General features: G+C 41.1%; 20 protein-coding genes and 1 pseudogene. 7 read left to right on the top strand and 14 right to left on the bottom strand.

Going from position 1 to position 22,038, the window contains the following annotated elements; genetic code table 11:
- Positions 1–536 precede the first annotated feature (536 nt).
- From PUQ00_RS26305 to PUQ00_RS26290, 4 genes are all read right to left on the bottom strand, one after another.
- Entirely contained in the window at positions 537–1,142 is a 606-nt protein-coding gene (locus PUQ00_RS26305; RefSeq protein ID WP_300422218.1) for an exopolysaccharide biosynthesis protein, read from the bottom strand.
- A 176-nt stretch (positions 1,143–1,318) separates the two neighbouring features.
- Positions 1,319–2,203, bottom strand: a complete 885-nt coding sequence (locus PUQ00_RS26300) for a lipid kinase (protein ID WP_300422216.1) — start codon at positions 2,201–2,203, stop codon at positions 1,319–1,321.
- Positions 2,204–2,659: 456 nt separating this feature from the next.
- The gene (locus tag PUQ00_RS26295; RefSeq protein ID WP_300422215.1) at positions 2,660–3,316 is read right to left on the bottom strand and encodes a glutathione S-transferase family protein; all 657 of its coding nucleotides are present in this window, start codon (positions 3,314–3,316) and stop codon (positions 2,660–2,662) included.
- A 228-nt stretch (positions 3,317–3,544) separates the two neighbouring features.
- Positions 3,545–5,062, bottom strand: a complete 1,518-nt coding sequence (locus tag PUQ00_RS26290; RefSeq protein WP_300422214.1) for an ABC transporter permease subunit — start codon at positions 5,060–5,062, stop codon at positions 3,545–3,547.
- Positions 5,063–5,150: 88 nt separating this feature from the next.
- Here PUQ00_RS26290 and PUQ00_RS26285 point away from each other — a divergent pair, with 88 nt between their 5' ends.
- On the top strand, positions 5,151–5,906 hold the full coding sequence (locus PUQ00_RS26285; RefSeq protein ID WP_300422212.1) for an amino acid ABC transporter ATP-binding protein: 756 nt from the start codon (positions 5,151–5,153) through the stop codon (positions 5,904–5,906).
- A 50-nt stretch (positions 5,907–5,956) separates the two neighbouring features.
- Here PUQ00_RS26285 and PUQ00_RS26280 read toward each other — a convergent pair whose 3' ends face one another.
- Together PUQ00_RS26280 and lipB are read right to left on the bottom strand one after the other, a co-directional pair.
- Entirely contained in the window at positions 5,957–6,157 is a 201-nt protein-coding gene (locus PUQ00_RS26280) for a hypothetical protein (protein WP_300422210.1), read from the bottom strand.
- Between the two features lie 183 nt (positions 6,158–6,340).
- The gene (lipB, locus tag PUQ00_RS26275; protein WP_300422209.1) at positions 6,341–7,033 is read right to left on the bottom strand and encodes a lipoyl(octanoyl) transferase LipB; all 693 of its coding nucleotides are present in this window, start codon (positions 7,031–7,033) and stop codon (positions 6,341–6,343) included.
- Between the two features lie 619 nt (positions 7,034–7,652).
- On the opposite strand from lipB, the gene raiA reads away from it, so the two are divergent.
- The gene (gene raiA, locus PUQ00_RS26270; protein WP_300422207.1) at positions 7,653–8,300 is read left to right on the top strand and encodes a ribosome-associated translation inhibitor RaiA; all 648 of its coding nucleotides are present in this window, start codon (positions 7,653–7,655) and stop codon (positions 8,298–8,300) included.
- 341 nt (positions 8,301–8,641) lie between these two features.
- On the opposite strand, the gene PUQ00_RS26265 is transcribed toward raiA, so the two are convergent.
- From PUQ00_RS26265 to PUQ00_RS26255, 3 genes are all read right to left on the bottom strand, one after another.
- The gene (locus tag PUQ00_RS26265) at positions 8,642–9,028 is read right to left on the bottom strand and encodes a DUF2358 domain-containing protein (protein ID WP_300422205.1); all 387 of its coding nucleotides are present in this window, start codon (positions 9,026–9,028) and stop codon (positions 8,642–8,644) included.
- Positions 9,029–9,091: 63 nt separating this feature from the next.
- On the bottom strand, positions 9,092–9,688 hold the full coding sequence (locus PUQ00_RS26260) for a leucine zipper domain-containing protein (RefSeq protein ID WP_300422204.1): 597 nt from the start codon (positions 9,686–9,688) through the stop codon (positions 9,092–9,094).
- A 281-nt stretch (positions 9,689–9,969) separates the two neighbouring features.
- On the bottom strand, positions 9,970–10,644 hold the full coding sequence (locus PUQ00_RS26255; RefSeq protein ID WP_300422202.1) for a HupE/UreJ family protein: 675 nt from the start codon (positions 10,642–10,644) through the stop codon (positions 9,970–9,972).
- A gap of 352 nt (positions 10,645–10,996) precedes the next feature.
- On the opposite strand from PUQ00_RS26255, the gene PUQ00_RS26250 reads away from it, so the two are divergent.
- Both PUQ00_RS26250 and PUQ00_RS26245 read left to right on the top strand, forming a co-directional pair.
- Entirely contained in the window at positions 10,997–11,245 is a 249-nt protein-coding gene (locus tag PUQ00_RS26250; RefSeq protein WP_300422200.1) for a hypothetical protein, read from the top strand.
- A gap of 61 nt (positions 11,246–11,306) precedes the next feature.
- On the top strand, positions 11,307–11,906 hold the full coding sequence (locus PUQ00_RS26245) for an endonuclease (RefSeq protein ID WP_300422198.1): 600 nt from the start codon (positions 11,307–11,309) through the stop codon (positions 11,904–11,906).
- A gap of 157 nt (positions 11,907–12,063) precedes the next feature.
- Here the strand turns inward: PUQ00_RS26245 and PUQ00_RS26240 are convergent, their stop codons facing one another.
- From PUQ00_RS26240 to PUQ00_RS26230, 3 genes are all read right to left on the bottom strand, one after another.
- On the bottom strand, positions 12,064–13,368 hold the full coding sequence (locus tag PUQ00_RS26240) for an ATP-binding protein (protein ID WP_300422196.1): 1,305 nt from the start codon (positions 13,366–13,368) through the stop codon (positions 12,064–12,066).
- Positions 13,369–13,905: 537 nt separating this feature from the next.
- On the bottom strand, positions 13,906–15,657 hold the full coding sequence (locus PUQ00_RS26235; RefSeq protein WP_300422195.1) for an ABC transporter ATP-binding protein: 1,752 nt from the start codon (positions 15,655–15,657) through the stop codon (positions 13,906–13,908).
- Between the two features lie 485 nt (positions 15,658–16,142).
- Positions 16,143–16,796: a hypothetical protein gene (locus tag PUQ00_RS26230; protein WP_300422194.1), complete on the bottom strand. Its 654-nt coding sequence runs from the start codon at positions 16,794–16,796 to the stop codon at positions 16,143–16,145.
- A gap of 476 nt (positions 16,797–17,272) precedes the next feature.
- On the opposite strand from PUQ00_RS26230, the gene galE reads away from it, so the two are divergent.
- Both galE and PUQ00_RS26220 read left to right on the top strand, forming a co-directional pair.
- Positions 17,273–18,271 (top strand): UDP-glucose 4-epimerase GalE, encoded by a 999-nt coding sequence (galE, locus tag PUQ00_RS26225; RefSeq protein ID WP_300422192.1) that lies wholly within the window; start codon positions 17,273–17,275, stop codon positions 18,269–18,271.
- A 371-nt stretch (positions 18,272–18,642) separates the two neighbouring features.
- Positions 18,643–18,828, top strand: a complete 186-nt coding sequence (locus PUQ00_RS26220; protein ID WP_300422191.1) for a hypothetical protein — start codon at positions 18,643–18,645, stop codon at positions 18,826–18,828.
- Between the two features lie 348 nt (positions 18,829–19,176).
- On the opposite strand, the gene PUQ00_RS26215 is transcribed toward PUQ00_RS26220, so the two are convergent.
- Positions 19,177–19,857, bottom strand: coding sequence for a hypothetical protein (locus PUQ00_RS26215; protein ID WP_300422190.1), 681 nt, complete (start codon positions 19,855–19,857; stop codon positions 19,177–19,179).
- Complete coding sequence (locus tag PUQ00_RS26210; RefSeq protein ID WP_300422188.1) at positions 19,832–21,079, bottom strand: sulfite exporter TauE/SafE family protein; 1,248 nt, start codon at positions 21,077–21,079, stop codon at positions 19,832–19,834. Before PUQ00_RS26210 ends, PUQ00_RS26215 begins: the two co-directional genes overlap by 26 nt.
- 294 nt (positions 21,080–21,373) lie before the next feature.
- Between PUQ00_RS26210 and PUQ00_RS26205 the strand changes: the two are divergent.
- Positions 21,374–21,958 (top strand): annotated as a pseudogene (locus PUQ00_RS26205) (toll/interleukin-1 receptor domain-containing protein); the annotation flags it as partial.
- Positions 21,959–22,038 lie beyond the last annotated feature (80 nt).

Genomic DNA, 22,038 nt, shown 5'->3' with positions numbered 1-22,038 from the left:
TTTGACTTTGCCACTCTTCAGATGTACGGAGCTTGTTCAAAACTCAAATAGGATTCCTATAGCAATCAATAAAGCGGATTAATAAATAGTAGATGCACCTTAATTAAATCATAGCCCTCAGCTTTTAGTTGAAGGCTTTTTTATTGCTGATCTTTTGTGAACATCCCAATGCAAGCAAATTTACCAAAATCGTTACAAGTAAATTGCGAATGTTGGCGCAGCCTCTCGTAGAGAAGCAATCGTAACATCTGTACTTTGCGATTGCTTTGCTTCACTGCGTTCAAACCAAGGCGTAGCTTACTTCCACGTTCACGGAGACTCCCGTAGGGAAGTGGTACGGGTTCTGCAAAGGAATACGCAATGATAAATTATGTTTTTACACATTTGGGATGCGCCTGATTCTTTTTTATGCCTGAACAAAATAATTTTGTACACAAGTTAAATCTTCCCGGATATGGCAATTAATAAAGCGGATTAATAGATGGTAGATGCACCCTAATAAATTACAGCCCTCAGCCAAAAGCTGGGGGCTTTTATTATTTAAATATAGATGGCAGCAAACTGGGAGCTAACCATACTGCATAACCAAGAAATCCAAAAAATAAGGTAATCAGGACAGTAATGCCGTAGCTGATGCAAATTAATAAACCGTCAGATTCGATCGTGGCAACAGTTAAAAGTAAAATACCTATAGTGGGGATGGGATTTGTAAACGGAATTGGTAATATTAGTAATATTGTTAATAAAGAGATACAAAACCCATTAATTCTCCAAATCAAAGGATTATGGGCTATTTTTGCCAATCGGGGACGGGCGATTTTCTGAAAAATTTTGGTAAGATGTCCCAAATTTTGCAAAAGTAACTGGGCAAAGGGACGAGGAAATTTGTAGTTAGCGATTCTTTTCGGTAGCCAAGGCGGTCGCCTCCCTAAAACCATTTGCGCTGACAACAGTAAACAAGCACCACCAAAAGGGCCAGTTAATCCCGGTGGCATAGGAAATAAAAAGGGCAAAACCAATAATGTAATTACTAGACAGAACCCTCGTTCTGAGGTTTCTGCCAGAATGCCACCTAGAGTTAGCGGTTGTTCAGCTAGGCGTTCCAACAGGGACTTTATATCTTGAGAAAATCTCAGATGCATTTGGCGTGAGTTGATGCGAGTTCCCACATTTTTAGTAGAGGGAGAAATCAATTCAAAATTCAAAATTCAAAATTCAAAATTGTTGGCAAAGCGTCTCGTAGAGAATAAAAAGACTGGGGAAGATGTAGCTTTAGCTTGCCTTAGGGTGGGAGATGAGGGAAAATAAATCTTAACTTCTAACTCTTGATTTCTGTGGGTACTAAAACAGCTATAGCTTTAGGTATAACTCGAAAATGAGCAGGTGTATAGGTAGTGATTTCACCATCTGTATTGATAGGGCGCGGTTTGCGAGTATACACCTGTATTTCTTGACCTTGAAGAGAGCGTACACTCGGCCAATGTATATGTCGCCCTTCTCGCATCGCCGGAAATATAGGTATAATATGCAGCCAGTGTTTTATCTCCAAGCTATAAAGGTCTAGCCTTTGGTCATCTATTGTGGCATCGTGAGCCACTGCCATACCACCCCCATAATACCGGCCGTTACCCACAGCAATTTGCACTGTTTTCACGCGAACTGATTCACCGTTGATTAAAATCTCCGCAGTAAAAGGTCTAGCTTCCCAAATCACTTGCAATGCAGTGGCGGCATAAGCAAATATTCCCCAACGGCGTTTGACTTCTTTGGTAAGTCGCTGGGTAATTTTTACACTCAGTCCCAAACTGGCAACGTTAAAAAAGTGCTTGCCGTTCACCCAACCTAAGTCGATGCGGTGTAAATTTCCATAGGCAATAATTTTGCAAGCTTCGCTAAGGGAATTGGGGATTTCCAAAGTCCTCGCTAGGTCGTTGGCAGTTCCCAGAGGCAAGATTCCCAAGGGCAACTGAGTATCAACTAAAGCATCGACTGCGGCATTGAGAGTCCCATCTCCGCCACCAATGATTACCAAGTCAACTTGATGCTGATAGCGAAATATAACTTCAGCAAGATGTTTGGGGTCTTCTGTAGACTCTTCAATTAAATCAAAGCCGAGTGTCTTCAGATATTGAATCGCTTCCGACAGACCCTTTTGCCCTTGGCGGGCATGACGATTTACTAACAGAAGTGCGCGGGAACTCATGGGTAGTACCTTTTGTAGTTGATATGTCCAATTATCCGCATCCATGTATTCTGCTTGAAGTTGACTATAAAAAAGTATTTAAGTTGTGATCGCAGTTATCAAAAATTCATATCGTCAATGTTTATGATGTTGTGGTTACTAATTTTTAATTTCTATTTTATCTAGTTTATCTCTATTAGCCCTCAGTGTATTGATACTCAGTAAATAGAATTATTACTCACTAAATGACTGGATTTAAGTATTCTTGTTTATAACAGAGATATTTATGTCAATAGTATAATACGCAGAAAATAATGCCAAACAAAGGGATATTATTTATTGGTAGGCATACATATTTGGAGATTAAATTTGTAGAATTACTTCAGATGAATCAATTCCATAATGGCAGGAATATCCCTTTGATTTGCATATCAAATTGAAATATTTCTGTCGTTCATGTTCTTCTTTGTCCTTTCCCTAAAACTCGTATTGGGAGATAATTTCTGTCTCACTCTTTGCTGCCTTTATCCACTCTTGCATTGCTGGAAGCGCCAAAACGCCCTTTACATAATCTCTAGAAACAGGATTTAACTGCACGTCATAGGTTACAAACCGCTGGACAACTGGGGCAAAAAATGCATCGGCAATTGTAAAATTACCAAACAAAAAATTGCCTCCAGCCCCAAATTTTTGGCGTGATTCTTGCCAGATACTAGTGATGCGGTCAATGTCTTGTTGTACACCGGATGCTAAACCTTTACCAGGATATTTAGTACGGCAGTTCATCGGCATATTTTGACGCAGATTTTGAAAACCTGAGTGCATTTCCGCAGTGATAGAACGGGCTAACGCCCTTGCAGCCTTATTCTCTGGCCAGCATTGCAGAGTCGGAAAGGTTTCAGCTAGATATTCACAAATAGCAAGAGAATCCCACACAGTTTGCGTATCGTGCAACAACATAGGTACTTTTCCTGATGGAGAGTATTGCCGAATTTTTGAGGAATAATCTAGGTTATTGTACAAAGGAATCCGAATTTCATTGAATTCCAAACCAAATTGTTTCATCACTAGCCAAGGACGAAGTGACCAAGATGAATAATTCTTATTTCCAATTACTAAAGTGAGTTGAGTCATATTTTTAATACCTATAAAGCTCTTCAATCCACATATACATATCAGCTTGGGAACAGGAAGAGAAAGATTTTTCAGTTGCAGGCTGGTAAGGTTGCCAATAGATATTACCGTAGCTGTTAACCTTTTGCAAAACTTGTAATAAGCACTACGTTTTTATTCAAAACTGTACTTACTGCTTACCCTTACCAATCCTAAATTAACTAAGTCGGAAAAATCACTGAAAAATTGTTAAGTATCGTACTTCTTCCGGCGTTTAACCGGATTCATCCACACTTCTAAGCGACTAAACGCTTGTGAAGAAAGTAACGTCAAGCACAAATAAACTATTGCCACAGCCGCATAAATTTCAAAAGCGCGATAGTTATCGGCGATAATTAACTGTCCTTTACGTACCAATTCTTCAAACCCAATCACAGAAACTAAGCTTGTATCTTTCAACAAACTGATAAACTCATTACCTAAAGGTGGAATCATCCGCCGGAAAGCTTGGGGAAAAATTACATAACTCATTATTTGCACAGAACTCAAACCTAATGATTGTGCTGCTTCTGCTTGTCCTGGTTCAATCGATTGAATCCCAGCACGGACAACTTCGGCAATGTATGCCGCGCTATTCAAACTTAAGGCAATTACCCCAGCAGTTAGAGGATCAAAACTAAATGTCAAACCAAGTTCTTGCAAAATTGCAGGTAATCCAAAGTAAATCATAAAAATTTGCACCAACAAAGGCGTTCCCCGGAAAAAATCCACATACGCCCTCGCCACCCAACGCACAGGTGCAACATGAGAAAGGCGGACAATACCAATCAGAGAACCCCCAATTAAACCAAACACTACAGAAAGTATCGTCAATTGCAATGTTACCAAAGCTCCTTGTAATAAAGTTGGAAAAGCCTGCAAAATCACGCCAATTATGGTAAATATTTTAGGTGCGCCAGCGCTACTCTGGTTCTCAAATGGTGATTTAACTGGTAATGATGGCGGTTTGGCTTTAAACCATTTTTGATAAATTTGGGAATAAGTACCATTTTTCAGTACCCTATCTAAACCGTTATTTATTAATGCCAAATTTGGCGAATTTTGAGCTGTAGCAATCCCGTAAAACTCCTCCGTCAGCAATTGCTGTACTATTTTAATTCCTTTGAGATTGCCCGTATTAATAGCATATAAAGTCACTGGTGCATCATTGATTACCGCATCCACATTACCATTGAACAATTCTTGCAGGGCTAAAGGTGCTGAATCAAAACTGCGAATTTGCACTCCAGGAATACTCTTAGCCTTTATAGCCCCAGTTGTACCAAGTTGTACCGCAATTTTTTTATTTTTGAGGCTGTCAAAACCAGTAATATTTTGATTATCTGCACGGATGGCGATCGCTAACCCAGCCTTAAAATAAGGACGGGAAAAAGAAATCGTCTTCGCCCTCTCCTCAGTAATCGTGATCGAACTAATCGCCGCATCTACCGTTTTGGCTTGCAAAGCTGGGATAATGCCATCAAAAGGCAGACTTTGAAAATCCACTTTAAAGTTAGCAGAGGAAGCTATCGCATTCATCAAATCAATGGAAAAACCCTGTAACTCACCACCTTTTCCTTTAAACTCAAAAGGTGGAAACGCTGGTTCCGTAGCAACCCGCAGAGTTTTCCCCGCACTAGGATTCACCTCACAGCCAGCCAGTAACAAACAGCAAAAAGCTATAACCACACACCAGCGCAGCCAACGCCCAAAATCAAATTTAGCCATATTATTTTCTCTCCCCCTCTGCGCTCTCTGCGCCTCTGCGGTTCGTCAAAAACCTTACAATCAACTGTAGAGCAGCTTGACACAAGTAATGAACAATACCACCCCCGCCATTATTTTTGACAATATCGAAAAAAACTTTGGTTCCCTCAAAGTTCTCAAAGGAATCACAGGCGAAATCAACCGGGGAGAAGTCGTTGCAGTTATCGGTTCTTCCGGCTGTGGTAAAAGTACCCTACTACGCTGTTTCAACCGCCTAGAAACCATTGACAACGGGCGCTTAATAATCAACGGTATCAACTTATCCCGACCCAATGTCAACTATAACCAACTGCGGCAACTACGAACACAAGTAGGTATGGTTTTCCAACAGTTCAACCTGTTTCCTCATCTCAGCGTCCTAGAAAATATGACACTTGCGCTGCGTAAAGTATTGGGTAAAACACCGCAGGAAAGCGCCCAACTAGCGGCGTTATATCTTGAAAAAGTCGGCTTATTTGACAAAGCCTCTGCTTATCCCGAACAACTTTCTGGCGGACAAAAGCAACGAGTAGCGATCGCCCGTAGCTTATGTATGAATCCCCAAATCATGCTATTTGACGAACCCACCAGCGCCCTAGATCCCGAACTCGTCGGTGAAGTTTTGCAAGTCATGCAGCAATTAGCAGCAGAAGGGATGACAATGGTGGTTGTCACCCATGAAATGCAATTTGCGCGGGAAGTAGCCCATCAGGTGATATTTTTAGATCAAGGTATTGTCACAGAACAAGGCCCAGCCTATGAAGTTCTGACCAATCCCCAAAGCGATCGCCTACGTATTTTCCTCAGTCGCCTCAACGTTAGATAGTTAGGAGTTGTCAATTAAAGGTTTTTTCATAACTCTTCATTCATAACTATTTAAAGGTACTCGCGCAAAAAATCAAAGGGATCATCTTCCCAACAAGGTTCAGGTATCAGCCAAAACAAACTACTGTCAATGTCGGCTTCAATTTCGTCACCGTCCTCTCTATCAAATAGTTCTATCAAAGCTGTCCAATCACGTTCTCTCAGAGACATTAACGATGGGGCATATACCTGGAGATTATTTGAGTAATTCACGCGCAAAGTTTTACTTGAAAGCCGTAAAAAGTTAGTATATTTATTTGTAAATAATCAGATTCTAGCTTTGACAAGGGAAGTTAAATAGTTATTTTGATACTATTAAATATGGACTACTCTCATAAGTGTCTCACAATTTAAATAGGACTGCTATAGTATTTATTACATAATTCCAAGCTGAATTTACTCAGACTGGAAAAATGCTTGAGGCTGCGACTCAACTAATTCCACGCCAAAGACTTCTGCAAAGGACTGTGCTACATAAAAACGCACTTCTTGAGAGGTGATACCTGGAATCCATTCGGCTAAACTGCCTACAGGTTTATCAGAAATACCGCAGGGTACAATGCGCTCAAAGCCTGTCATGTCTGGACAAACATTTAATGCAAAGCCGTGCATGGTAATCCAACGGCTAACTTTAATACCAATAGCCGCAACTTTTCGCCCTTGCAACCAAACGCCAGTAAAAGCCGTAATTCTTTCTCCCTGCAATCCATAAACTGCCAATACGCGAATTATTACTTCTTCGAGTTGTCTTAAGTACCAATGAAGGTCTTTACGATAACGTTGCAAATTTAAAATAGGATACCCCACCAATTGACCGGGACAATGGTAAGTAACCTCACCACCTCGTTCAACTCTATGCACATCATATTGACCTTTGTCAATATCAAATTTGATAAAATTTGAGTTGGCTCCTTGCCCCAGAGTGTAGACAGGTGGATGTTCTAGCAAAATTAACACGTCATCTAAACTGGGGTCATGAATGCGCTCACTCAGGAGCGATCGCTGCCATCTATGAGCTTCTAAGTAAGGCATTAATCCTTGGTTATAGAGCAAACAACGGTTTTTCTGTGGTTTTTTACTATGGATCATGCCAAAAATCAATTGCGATTGGGAACGAAATATATTTCAAGTTAGAGGATTGGAGTCAATACATGTTAAGTTTTACAAAGGATTTTAAAGGAAAGTCAAGGGAAGGTGCATTAGAAAATACAAAGTGCTAGTTTGAAAAGATAACCTCAATAGGTTTTAGGAGGAATTCTCTGCAATAAGCATCATGCCAAGACAATAAGGACGTATGTACAGGCTGATGATTCTAATTATATTGTTTGTATTTCAAACACAACCAAACTTGCACAAAGACTTGTATTATTGAACAACAGCAAGCAAAATTCAATCGAACACAGAAGGAGCAACTATCAACAGTTCTGTAAGCGTTGCTTTAAATAAGAAGGTAGTCACGGGAGCTACCACTCAAATTTCCTCACCCAAGAGTTTTATGTGCACATCCAATTGGATATCAGCGCAGAGATGAGGAGGGAAATCAAGGGTATACTGAACAACAACTTAGATGCAGGAAGCTTAGAGACAGCTTAGCAGCAGTACATACAAATAGTTCACAATTTGTTTTGGCGGGAGTAATAGACCTTACCGCAACTTCTTTTCATACAAAGCAAATTCACACATTCAAATATTCAGCGGGAGAGTATACATGAAGCTTGTCATCCACAGCAAAAATATTGAAATAACCGATGCAATTCGTGAGTATGTACATCAAAAGATTGAAAAATCAGTTAGTCACTTTCAGAGCATTACAAATCAAGTGGATGTGCATCTTAGCGTAGCCCGTAATCCCCGAATTAATACTAGACAAGCGGCTGAAGTAACTATTTATGCTAATGGTAGTGTTATCCGTGCCGAGGAAAGCAGCGAAAGCCTCTATGCGAGCATTGACTTAGTTGCAGATAAAATTGCCCGTCAACTGCGGAAATACAAAGAACGGCGTCAAGACCAAAAAACTCATGGCCAGCCAACAGAAGTAGTTGTTGCAGAGTCAGTAGTGACAGATTTAATTGGCGATCGCACTCCCGAATTGCCCAACGAAGTCGTTCGCACTAAATATTTTTCCATGCCGCCGATGACTCTTGCAGAAGCACTGGAACAACTGCAACTCGTAGGACACGACTTTTATATGTTCCGCAATTCTGAAACTGGCGAGATTAATGTAATTTACGAACGTAACCACGGCGGTTATGGTGTGATCCATCCCCGCAATAGTAACGGCCATACTAACGGCAATAACGGCAAGTCAACCCACGCTGATATTGTTATGCCGGAAAAGTCACATTTGAATAAATAGAGAGTAGGGAGTAGGGAGTGGGCAGTAGGGAAGAGTTTCTCAATACCTAATATCGAATGCCCATTCCCTTATTTTGCAAGCTGTTCCTTCGTACTAATATATTTCTCTAAAGCAGAGGTAAGTTTCGATTCCCAAAATTTTTGATCTTCTGCTCAAAAGCATCAAGACTTACGCAAAAAGGTAATGAAAGCCTTGATTTACCGTCGGGGCAATTCATGAATTGCCCCGACATTTCGTACTTGATGCGTAAGTCCTATTTCAATAAAAATACAGCCTTGGGTTAAAGCTTGATTCTCCCCAGCCCTTTTTTTTACGATGGAAGTACAGTAAGCCTTTATTGTTTACATTTTTGCAACAAATAAATGCTGCTTCACCACGTCTAAGCGTGAACAATTCCAATAATCGACATGGGAGACAATCAAACCATCAGAGTTAAGACCTAATTCACTCCAACCAGGAATAGAGATCCGTGGTTTCCAGGGGAGAGGAGTATTCCAACTGAGTGTCCACTCAGTTTTTATTGTGTCTTCTAAACGTTGAATGTTATGTAAGTCCATTTTGGGATCTAAAAACACAGTCTTGATGAAATTAATCATCTGTTTGTAGCGTTTAACACCACGAAACTTATTCAACGGGTCTTGAAAATAAACGTCTGGAGCGTAAATGCTGTAAGTTTGATTTACTGGGAATCTTTGATAGTCTTTTTTGAGGATTTCAATGAGATCCATGATGATATAACTATATCTGTAAATTACTTTAATATGTAAACGGGGCGCGGATATAAATCCCTATTAGGAATTAAAATCTACTTCATTCCATAAACGTTCTAACTGACGCCGCCAAGTAGTTAGGACTTCTTCTCGCGGCTCTGAGGTTTGATTGATGTCGCCCATTAACCCTTCTGCGTAAAAGCGTTCTAAGCTTTGCATAGTAGCTTGTAGAGATTGTCCTTGTTGTTTTGCTGCCTGAATTATTTGCCGGATGCGGCTTTCAATTAGTCGATTAAACACATTATCTAATCTAGCCTCATAAAGAGAGACAAGTCGGTTGATTGCATTGGACAGATCTGCACTCACTAAAGTGCCACTGTTATGTTGAAATACCCCCCAAATTACCCCTTCATAGAAAGCGTAACGTACTTCTTGAGTGTCATCAAAGTTGGCTTCTAAAAACTGTTCTAAAAATGGTTGCCCTGACTCTGCGGGCACAATAGGCAGTAAAACTCGCAACCAAGTATTATCTTCGGAAAGCAGCACCAATAAGCGAAAAGTAGAAGTGTCTACTTGCCACGATCCAGGAGCGATGTCTACGACGGGCTGCGCCAACGCACCAACAGCCGATGTATCAAATAATTCTGTTAGCGTACTGACAATTTCTTCAGGTGTCATAAGCTTTTATTTTAGATATAGCCTCTAGATTAGCGCAGAGGTGCATCAGCTTATTCATTAGACTTCTAGAGAAATTAAATATGCGTTATCTAGAACCCTTGTAGAGACGCGAAATTTCGCGTCTCTAGATTCTTTTTCGGAGATGTCTATTAAAATGCTGTGCCGTTTGCCGGACAATTTCCAGTGATAAAGTTTCATTTACGCTCAACACATAGTGGGGTAGCACAGCTAAATGTACGCCCCCACAAATGAATGTATTCCACCAAATTGAAATATTTGATTTAAATTATTGAATTGCTCAAAAACACGATACCGATCGCACACACAGCGAAACCAGCAATGCTCATTTTCCAGGGTAAAATTCGGTTTATTTCTCCCATACCCATTGCAATACCAATTTCTCTGGCACTCATGGCAACCACAAACAGAGTTAAGGTAATGCCTAGTATATAAGCAACTAGTGACATAATTCCTGCCCCAATAATAGATTCAGCATCAGCGTAACCCTGAAATAAACCAGCACTGATGCCCACTAGAGCAAGTACCATAAAGTTTGGTTGATTTGGCATCATCAGCATAGTACCAAAAAAGATGGTAGATATGGCGATGGCCATTTCTGTACCTGAGAAATTTAGGTGGAATAAATGAATTACAATGCCCAAGACTGCTGCTAAAACAAAACATCCAGCTATTACAGCGCCACGAACAAATACAGATGAGAGTAAGCCAATAGCAACAATACCAACTAAACAATCCAAACCAATTACTGGATCTGCCAGTCCCCAGAGAAAGCCTTCCCAGCAGTTAGAAATCGTATGACGATCTGGTGTTCCACTCAATGAACTCAGTAAGCTAATTAAAATTAGAACTGCGATCGCCCCAATATGCCGATGTATTAGCTTCGATGTATAAAATTCTTCTGATGCACGGAATTCTGATAATTTAGTTTTGAACATCACCATCTGCCAAATTAGTTTTTTCGGTAATTTATACTACCCACATACCTAAGAAAACTAACGTGGTAATCACGCCAGATTACACTAGCTTCATCAAGTTGTGTAAAGCCACAGTTATTACAAAATTTTTCTGATAATGGGCTGCGCTCGCTACCAGTAATGATTAACACTTGACATTTAATACGGTATCTACTCGACTGCAAATGTAGCTTAAAAATGTAGCCGCGATTTTCTTTTATCTTGGTATTTCTGACAAAGTGGAATGTTCCCCTTTACCTAATTTAAAACTTATCTTAACTGAACTCTATTAGGAAAAAGGCTAATCTAGAAAATAGGTTCATTGGAAGAGAAAATGAAATTCATCAAATTCTTACTACTTAGTATTGCTCTCATCTTCTTTACATGGATTAGTCCACTGCAAGCTAGTCCAATAGCCCAATTACCAACTTCTTTACCTTTAGTTGCAGAACGTGAAACAACATCTCTGAAAAATTCACCAGATGTATTGACTGTCGCAACTTTTAATGTGGAGAATTTAGACCCAAAAGACCAACGATTTGATAATATTGCGAAAATTATTGTTAATAATTTGAACAGTTAAAGAACTAGCTAAGGAGTATACGCCTAGAAAAACTTTGAATTATGATCGGGCAAGAGACCAAATGTTTGGCATTATTGACAACCGAGCAGGTATTGTGACAGACATTTATGCCAGTTACCCAATTCGTTTAATTGGCAATGGCGATCCTAGTCAGGAAGCTGACAAACTAGGACTGAATACCGAACATGTTTGGCCACAAAGTAAAGGTGCTAACAAAGGTAATGCCCAAAGTGATCTTCACCATCTATTTCCTGCACGAGAAGATATTAATAGTGAGCGAGGCAATAAACCCTTCGACGATATAGCTGACACAAGTACTAAAAAATGGTATCGAGATGATACTGTTCAATCTACGATTCCTAGTAGTGCAATTGACGAGTTTAGCGAATCAGCATCTTCTAAATTTGAGCCTATAGAGAAAGTAAAAGGGGATATAGCCAGGGCAATTTTCTACTTTTATACTATCTATCGAGATCAGGCTAAGAAAGTAGACGAAAATTACTTTCAGAATCAGCGTCAGACTTTGTGTAAATGGAATCAGCAAGACTTACCTGATATTACTGAAATAGAACGCAGTCATGCGAGCGCTAATTTTCAGGGGAATGACAATCCATTCGTGTTAGATGTCACATTAGCAGAACGGGCATACTGTAATTCCTAAAACAATAGTGTTTGAGATTGGTTGTTTTACGTCTTATACCGTTTCACTTTAATAATGATATAAATACGTTGGTAGTGGCACACTAATGTTCTCTACGAGAAATCTATATATATCATGGTTTGTGTGAAATGATATTAATAGGTAGACCAAATTATCATTAAACAGACTTGATCAGAATCGGAATTTTGATGATGAACTCTGTGCCTTGAAGCGGTGCAGAAACACACTTTAGTTGACCACCATGCTTGTTGATAATTTGGTAACTAATCGACATCCCTAGACCTGTACCTGAACCAACAGGTTTAGTTGTAAAAAAAGGATCAAACATTTTTTGCTTTATTTCTTCTGTCATACCACAGCCATTATCAACAATCCGAATTATCACTTGATTACCATCTAAAACCTCAGTGAAAATGCGAATCTGGGGATTGTTAGTTGTTAGTTGTTGGTTGCCAGTTATTTTGGCATTGATTGCTAACAGATGACAACCAATTATTGATTCTTTTAAAGTATCAATACAATTATTCAGGATATTCATAAATACTTGATTGAGTTGTCCAGGATAGCACTCGACTTTTGGCAAGTTGCCGTATTCTTTTATAACTTGAATATCTGGATGATTTCCTTCGACTTCCAAGCGATTTTGCAAAATTAAGAGAGTGCTATCAAGCCCTTCGTGGACATCAACTGCTTTTTTGCCCGCTTCATCTAGCCGCGAGAAGTTACGCAACGATAAGACTAGCTTGGAGATGCGCTCGGCTCCCACTTTCATGGAAGATAAGATTTTTGGTAAGTCTTCTTTAATGAAATCAAGGTCAATTTCTTCTATAGAAGCTTTAATTTCTGATACTAAATGGCAATCGCATTCCTGATAAAGCGTAATCAAATTGAGAAAATTTCTCGTATATTCATTGATAATAACGATATTACCGTCAATAAAATTCACAGGATTATTAATTTCATGAGCAATACCCCCAACTAATTGCCCCAATGAAGACATTTTTTCAGTTTGAATCAGTTGAGCTTGCGTATTTTCAAGTTCCTTTAAAGCCAGTTTTAGTTGGCAATTAGCTGCTTCTAGTTGTGCCGGACTTGGCAAAGCCAGAGCCTGGGGAATGACGGGTAATAGTGCGATCGCTGTATATAGTGAGATAATAGCCGTAATAACTTTGATGAAGGTGGACAGCCAGTAAGTTGGATGCCAAAGCGTCCATACATCCATCACATGGGTTGTACCACAAGAGACGATAAAAGCTCCAAATAATAAAAGTATCCATTTGAAGGGGAAATCTTTTCGCTTGTGGACAAAGTAAACAAGGATGATGGGAATAGAATAATACACCAAAGCAATTAGAGAATCTGAGATGATGTTTAGCCACACTAAACTCGGCTTCCAGAGGTAACAATGTCCATGTGGAATAAATGAGCTATCAGTCAAAAAATTTTGCAAAAATTCCAGCATATATTATCAAACGACGTAATTTGCCAAATACCGAATGATAAATTATACTTGCTGCATCAAAAATTGTCCTTAATGTTAAATGGTAAGAATTCAGGAGCGCAGCCGGAGACGCTCTTCCAATTAAAAATTAAAAATTATTAATTAAAAATTGCAAGACGCTCGAGGACTCGTTAACGCTTCGCTATCAGTGGTTGCTCTGAACCCGAAATTAGTTAATTAAAAACTATTACTATTCTTAATTTTTAATTAAAAAAAAGTTAAAAGTCACTCATTCAAAAGTCAAAAATTTTGAACCCCATAAATAAATTTAGGGGCTTGTACCTTTTTATTTCTGGTTAGAATAGTGGAAGAATCAGAAGATAACTTTACTCATGAATGTACTTGTAGTCTCAAACCTTATATAAATTCTGACTTCTGAAGGCCAGGTGCTCCCTTGGAGGAACCCCAGACGCTCTCTGGGAGAGAGACGCTCCTTCGCGTTGCGAGAAGACGGCACTGGCTCCTCCTGAGTGCTGAATTCTGACGTTAAATGTTGTACTAATGCAATAATTCCTCAACTTGATGTTGGCTCCACAAAGTTCTGTATAAACCCTGTTGTTGTACAAGTTCTAAATGATTGCCTATCTGAACAATTTTTCCCTTTTCCATCACAAAAATTCGGTCAGCCGCCGCCGCCGCAGATAATTGATGGGTAATGAAAATTACTGTTTTGCGTTCAGTACCACTAGAGAGATTTTTGAGGATTTGCGTGGCTGTTTGATTATCCACACTAGAGAGGGCATCATCCAAAATTAACACTGGAGCATTAACTAGCATAGCCCTAGCCAAGGCAGTACGTTGTCGTTGACCGCCAGAAAGAGTAATACCGCGTTCACCAACAATAGTTTCATATTGCTGGGGAAAATTGTTAATTTCTGATTCAATTTGGGCAAGTTGAGCGACAGATTCTATCTGCTCTTGTTCGGTAAGTGGATCACCGTAACGGATATTATTTTTGATTGTAGTACTAAATAGAAAGCTATCTTGAGGAACATAGGCGATCGCACCTCGTAAAGAAGCCAAACCAATCTTAGTAATATCCAGCTCATCTAAAAACAATTGTCCTGGTTCAATATCTAACAAGCGCGGCAAAGCATTCGCCAAAGTAGATTTCCCCGAACCAATTGCCCCAACAATGGCCACGGTTTCTCCGGGAGCAATGGTAAAGTTAACATTTGCTAAAGCTGGAGTAGTGGAACCAGGGTAACTGTAGGTGAGATTTTTAGCTGTCACTTCCCCTTTAAGTTCAGCCACTGGTAGATGTATAGCATCAGCTGCATCTTTAATTTTCGGTGTGACAGAGAGAATAGATTCAAGCCTATCAATACTAACTTCACCCCGTTGGTAAGCAGTAATTGTGAATCCTAAAACGGCTGTGGGAAAAACTAGACGCTCTACATAAATTAACAGTACTAAAAAGTCGCCAACCTGAAGGGTTCCAGAAGACATCCGCGCCGCCCCTAGCCAGATGATTACCAGCGAACTGATATTAGCTAGCCCGCCAATTAGCGGAAACAGTGTATTTCGGAGTTTTGCCAGTTCCAAGTTAGCAGTCAATAGCTGCTGATTTTTCTTAGCAAAGGCTCGACGCTCGTTTGCTTCTTGGGCATAGATTTTAATTAAGGCAATGCCACTGATATCCTCTTGGATGAGGTTGCTGATGTCAGAGAGTTGCTCTTGGACTGCTGCTTGTTGTTTGCGTAAGCGATCGCTAAACAGACTCACTAACAAGAACATAAAAGGGTACACTGCCAGGGAGGCTAGTGTCAGATCCACACTAATCGCCAGCATTACTGGCAGTGTCAGGGCGTAGGCAAACACCGTATTTGCCAAACTCAAAACTGCAAAACCTAATAACCGCTTGATATTGTCCACATCACTGGTAGCCCGACTAATCAAATCGCCAGCAGTATTACTGGCAAAATAAGCCGGTTCCAGCTGGAGTAAGTGTTCAAAAATCCGTTGTTTCAGGTCAAATTCCACCTGACGCCCCACCCCAAATAGCCAAATGCGGGATGCCATCCGCATTAGCCACATTGCCGAACTGAGCAAGACAATTATTACTACGTAATGTAGTATTTGGTTCCAGCTGAAGGTTGTCGAGAGTTTGTCAACACCAGCACGAATCAACCAAGGGATATAAACGCCCAGCGCATTGACAGACAACAAAGCGAGAATCCCCAAGGACGATTCCCGCCAATGGGGTCGTAAGTAAGCAGTGAGTTTAGCGATTCGTCGAGATTTTGCCATTAAAGCAATTTTGCAACTTTATCATCTTAGATTAACTGCTAGTCCAAGAAGGCAGCTATGTAGAGGGAATATCGCTTTTAATTTCCGCTTTGTTACCTCTTTTAATTGGATAGTGATTGCCGTTCCCTTTCGCCCAAAGCCGAATGGTAACGTCTACTTAAACTCTTAGTGTTCTGGTGGCTTTCCCAGCCTCAATTAATCCAGTTACTAGTACAGCACGGCGTAAATAAACCAACCCTTCGGGTTCGGCAGTTCCTCATGGGGGGAACCCCCAAGACCGGACTACCTCACCATTCAAAATGGCGCAAAAGCCCGGAATATAATTCTTTTGACTTTTGACCCTTCGACTGCGCTCAGGGTCAAGGTTGAGCGTTCGCGCAGCGTCTGGTAGAGAAGCCGAAGCCTTGACTTTTGATTTTTAACTTCCGCCTTGCGGTACTAGGGCGTGGCATTGTGACCTTTTTAGTTTTTCTTTTTTAAGTTTATTACCGCTGAACACGCAAGAACCTGTAAATTTCAAAGAGATAAGTTTCCCAAGTTCTGGTTGTCAATTGCAACGTTTCTGCATTCGGTACAAAGTCTTCAAGTCGTAAACCGCGGGCGCGAATATCTTGAGGACTTCCTTGTAATAAATAGGGAGGCACTCTCAAATTATAAGAAAGAATGCTATCCCCCCTCACATCTGAGATGTTCGCTGTGGTATTTGGTTGCCCTAATGCCACCAGTGTTCCAGATGTTGGTGCAGCAGTTGCTACATTGGTTTCACCTGCCATTGCTAGAGGTGCCCGATAAAGGAAATAGGCGACTGCTGGTGTACTTGCCAACAGCAAAATCGTCAGTGCCCAACCGATCAAGTATCCTCCTGGTTTCTCTATCCCACCTCCTTTGATTCTCTGAGATGCAAAAATCATCAGTAAAACAGAGGCTCCTAGAGGCTTGAGTGGAAAAGACAGCAGCCTCGACAACGAGGCTACAGCTGGTTCATTGGGGTTAACAAATGATAGGGCTATGATTACCAAGATCACGACTAAGATCAATCGCCCGACAAAAGTTCCAGAGGGATAAAATCGCTGGAACAGAGAATATACGATAGTGCCAATCAGCAGCCACAGCAGTACCCGGCTTAACAATAGAAACATAGATTAACTCTCAAATTTTCTGGTGTGGTGAGCCAGTGTGGTGGTAAGGCAGTCCACCTTGTATAGGGGTTTCCACGCCACATGCTTCTCCTATCAAAGACGCTGCGCCTAGCTTGCTTCTCTGTATGAGTACAACCGGGGGAACCCCCAGCAACTAACGCAGTGGCTCCCCAGGACGAATTGCCGTGCATGGTTTCCCTGTATAAAACAACTAGCGACTTCTTAGCATTAGCGACGCTAGGAGCATCACCCGTAAGGGTCAACCTAGAGGTTTCGGGAAATGAATTTATTTTATTGTCAAATTGTAATCGCACTGTTTGACTTAAAATACCTCAAACCTCACACCCAAAGACTACCGTCGTAGTGATTTTAGTGCAATTTTTTGCCACTGCGTCTAATTATTTATAATTTTCCAGAAGAGTAATGTGGCACCGGTAAACTAAATTAATTGAGTAATCCACTCAAAAGGAAAAACTATGTCGCTTGAAAAGCCTACCATTTTGGTAACGGGGGGAGCTGGATATATTGGTTCTCATACAGTGCTTGCTTTGAAGCAAGCGGGTTATAACGTTGTCATCCTTGATAATCTCGTCTATGGGCATCGTGACTTGGTAGAAAGAGTTTTACAGGTAGAACTGATAGTAGGAGATACAGGCGATCGCGCTTTGCTTGATCAGCTATTTAAAACCCGCGATATTGCTGCTGTGATGCACTTTTCTGCCTATGCCTACGTAGGAGAATCGGTAACTAACCCTGCTAAATACTACCGCAATAACGTTGTTGGCACTTTGACCCTGTTAGAAGCGATGCTGACGGCATCTGTGAAGAAATTTGTCTTTTCTTCTACCTGTGCCACCTACGGGGTGCCAGAATTTGTACCCATTCCAGAAACCCATCCCCAAAATCCGATTAATCCCTATGGTGTTACTAAGCTGATGGTAGAGCGGATTCTCGCTGATTTTGATGTTGCTTACGGTTTCCAATCAGTGCGTTTCCGCTATTTTAATGCTGCTGGTGCTAATCCCAATGGCTTACTTGGCGAGGATCATGACCCAGAAACCCATTTGATTCCTTTAGTGCTGATGACAGCTTTAGGCAAACGAGAATCTATTTCAATTTTCGGTACCGATTACCCCACGCCTGATGGTACTTGTATTCGCGATTATATTCACGTTAACGACTTAGCAGATGCCCATATTTTGGGATTGGAATATTTATTAAAAGGTGGCGATAGCGAAGTTTTCAATTTGGGTAATGGCAGTGGCTTCTCTGTCAGAGAAGTTATTGCAGCAGCCGAACAGGTAACAGGAATTTCGATACCAGTAGAAGAACGCGATCGCCGTCCTGGCGATCCTCCAATTCTCATTGGCACCAGCGAGCAAGCCAGAACAATCTTAGGCTGGCAACCTCAGTACACATCCATCAAGGATATTGTCACTCATGCGTGGCAGTGGCATCAAAAGCGACATAATTAGACTTGATGACCAAATTATTAGAAAATGGGTACAAACCCTCCACTGAATTTTTGATTTAGTGGTCTTCAATCAGTGGAGAGTTCAAGAGCTACCACTGATTGAAATTATGAATTATTAATTATCAATTATTTTGACATTGAACCGAGCTAGCTACATATTCGGAAATTAAAGCTCTTAACGATTATCTTGCTTATAACTATGGAACCAATAACAGAACAGTTGAGAGCATTTTACAGTAGATGTGTGAGAGCAAGTAATATGTTTCAACCGATCAACGTGGTGCGACTAGACGAAAGAACAAAGCGTATATACGTTTTGATTGGGGACACAATACAAATAGAGATATATTCAAATGGTGAGGTGACATTTCCATGACTAAACCTGATTATCAAGCCATGTCAGATGATGAATTAAGAGATTGGGTCAGATATCACCCACAGGACACCGAGGCATTCCATATTTTAATGGACAGGTTAGACCAGCGACCAAAAGTTATCACTCGCACTGATGAGGAATTTGAAACCGAGTTACAACGGCGTATTAGCCAAGCTAGGTAAATGAAAATTAGCGAAAAACCACTAGCATAAAAGCTGGTGGTTTAGTCATAAGTAAAAACAATCAGACATCGCACATAAGCATCAGTAGATTTTGATACTTTTCCTTCCTTGAAGTTATTTAATTTTTTAGTTTTTAAGTTTTTAATAGCTGTAATAGAAATATACATATTTCACTGTGTATTTGCTATTTTTGCAATAAAAGTACATTTAATACAAAATTTTGGGTTAAGGACATAAATTATTAATTGTAGCTTCAGCCAAGCGATCGCATTGGCATTTTAGAGCAAGAGAACTTCGGGAGACAAGGGAGAAAAATTGCTCCATTGTCTCCCCCCTACTCCCTACTCCCTACTCCCTCCCTCCTCTCATACTTTGCAGTACGATAAATAAAATGCCGATAAATCCGAGGATTGGAAGTGCGATCGCCCAAGTTGGTAATTTCTGAGATTCACCCTCTCCTAAATTGCCATTGACATCTCGCAGATTTTGTGTATTCTGTGTAGATCCGCCTCCTGCCACAGTCACTTCAAATTTGAACTTAAAGGGTTTGAATCTTGCCCCAGAGACTGGTTTACCATTCAGTTGCAACTCATAAATACCTGGCTTGGGAAAGACAACTTCCGCACCTGGGACGCCTTGATAGCGTTCAGCTGCCACAGGTTCTAATGCTGGTTCTAGGAGTGGTGGCTCTCCGGCTGCATAGGGTTTGGCATAAACAGCCAACCGACAATTACACTGTGATAGAGGAATCACCTTTCCACCTCTGCGTGTAAGTGCAAACCAGGCTTGAGAGGGTTCTCCAGCACTGGGATTATCATTTGGTTCAATGTGGAGGGTGGCGCCGACATCTGCGGCTACCTCAACCTGATGAGCAGCAACAGGGTAAAGATTAGTTATTGATATAACTAAAGAACTCAGGAATAATAAATACTTGATTCTTCCTTTGTTTAGGTAATGTCTCTGTTCTTGACTTGTTGAGATGGAGTCAAAAAACAAAGATGATTTACCGCGATTTGGTTGGGGGAACATAAAACTTTTCTACGGCTAACTTTGACCAAAAAAAGCGCGAACGCACCATCAAAACACCAAGGGTAATAATTCCCATCAGTACTGCTGCTAATTTATTTCCCCAAGTTGATTCCAAGGAACCCAGGTAATGGGAACCAATCAACACAGCATGAATGGCACTCAAGAGCAAGGCTGGCACACCCAATAGATGAATCTGTCGCCAACGCTTGCCCAAAGATTTTTGCAACGATTCCCAACTCGTAAAAGCGGCGGGGGACATTAATACCAATGCTACAGCACCCGCAGCCATACCCCACTGAAATTCTGGCGGCATAAAATCAAAGGCGGCAAAATTCCATTGCAATGAGTGTTCTATCATGTGGGCGGTGTGAACCACTGAAAGCACAAAAGATCCCACTCCCAAGCCCCGGCGGTAACGCAGTGGTGATGCCCACAAGCCACTAATAGGACGCGCAATTAACGCCAAGATTAAGCAGATTAACGCGGCGTGTCCGGTGTAATCTACCATTGTGTCACCAGTCCGCAACAAGGTGATGACACCAATGATGAGTGTCACCCAACCGCCTAATCGAAATAACTGACTGCGCTTGTCTTTACTTACCAATGATGTGGAGACGCCTACACCTAACATCGTCGGGAGAGTTCCCAAGCCAAAAGCCAGCATAGTTGCCCCACCCATCCATAAATTGCCAGTTTCAGCAGCTTTAATTTGGGCAGCATACAGGAAACCACAGGGCATTAAACCCCAAGTCATCCCCAAAAGCAATGGTGTCCACCATTTGGCTTTTAAGGAAAGCTTAACCATTCCTGTGCTGAGGCGATCGTGTAAACTACCTTGCAATAGGGGATGTAACACGGGAATGCGCGGCAGCAAATCGGGTTTTACTTGTCCTAAGCCAAACCAAATCAGCATTACACCAGTTATAATTGCCATCCAGCGCCGGAAGTCGCTGCCAACACCCGCTAGCTGTCCACCTTGCAGCAATACCGAACCCAGCGCCCCAATGCCAGCACCGACTAGAGCATAGCTCAACATCCGCCCCAGATTTAGCAGGATATGAAATTTTAATTGCTGTTGCCAAGTGTCGGACTTTTCTGAGGGTGATGTCTGTTTTGGCTGATGAGACAGAGAAAACGCCACCGTTAGGGGGCCACACATCCCAAAGCAATGCCCAAAACTCCCCAGGAACCCCAGGATTGTGATCAGCAATAAATCTACCATAAAAAAAGTCCTGAGTTCTGAGTCATGAGTCCTGAGTGGGAGAATAAAGATTTTGAAGAATTAAGAAGAAATTGTTTTCTCTTCTTCTTTGCTGAGTGCTCAGTACTCAGCACTCAGCACTCCTCTAGTGCGGCAGTGTAAGTTAAGTTGCGATCGCTGTCAAAAGACAAACCGTCAAACTTGATGTTTACTTTAGGGAATTAGTTCTTTTGTACTGGTATAAGATATAAAGGTATTAATCATAAGCAAATACCTACCTTTAATTAATAATCGTGGAATGGCTACAGTTTTTTCTCTTATTCACATCGGGATGAAACCCTGCGCGATGATCTGGAAATTCATCTTACTATGCTAAAAAAGCAAGGCTTCATTGAGACGTGGCATGATCGGCGAATAACTCCTGGTGAGGAATTCGATAAGGCAATAAGCAAAAACTTGGAAGAAGCAGACATCATTCTTTTATTAGTCAGTTCAGATTTTCTAGCTTCCAATTATTGTTATGACATTGAGATGCAACGTGCGATGCAAAAGCATGAGCAAGGAGAATCCTGCATTATACCAGTCATCCTGCGTCCATGCGATTGGCACAGTGCGCCATTTGGCAAGCTCTTGGTGATGCCAACTGATGGCAGACCTATCACAAAATTCCCCGATAAAGACGATGCTTATCTTGAAGTAGTCAACGCTGTAAAAGCGACAATTACTCGCTTACAACCCCATCAAGATACCACGCCACCAAGCAAAAGTTACGGTTCTGCTGTCAAACCACAAATTTTGGATATACCAAGATCGAGCAATCTCCGTATTCGCAAAACATTCTTGGATCGAGACAGGGATCAATTTGTAGAGGAATCGTTTAGACTCATCCGCGAATCATGAAAGCTTACCAGAAGAGAGTTACAAGGATTTGCACGGGAGGAGCGATCGCCATCTGGCTGTACGAGGAAATGAGGGTTTGA

The sequence above is a fragment of the Nostoc sp. S13 genome (assembly GCF_029379315.1).
Classification (GTDB): Bacteria; Cyanobacteriota; Cyanobacteriia; order Cyanobacteriales; family Nostocaceae; genus Nostoc.
Note: the sequence above shows the minus strand (reverse complement) of the source record. Positions and strands in the feature narration are given on the sequence as shown.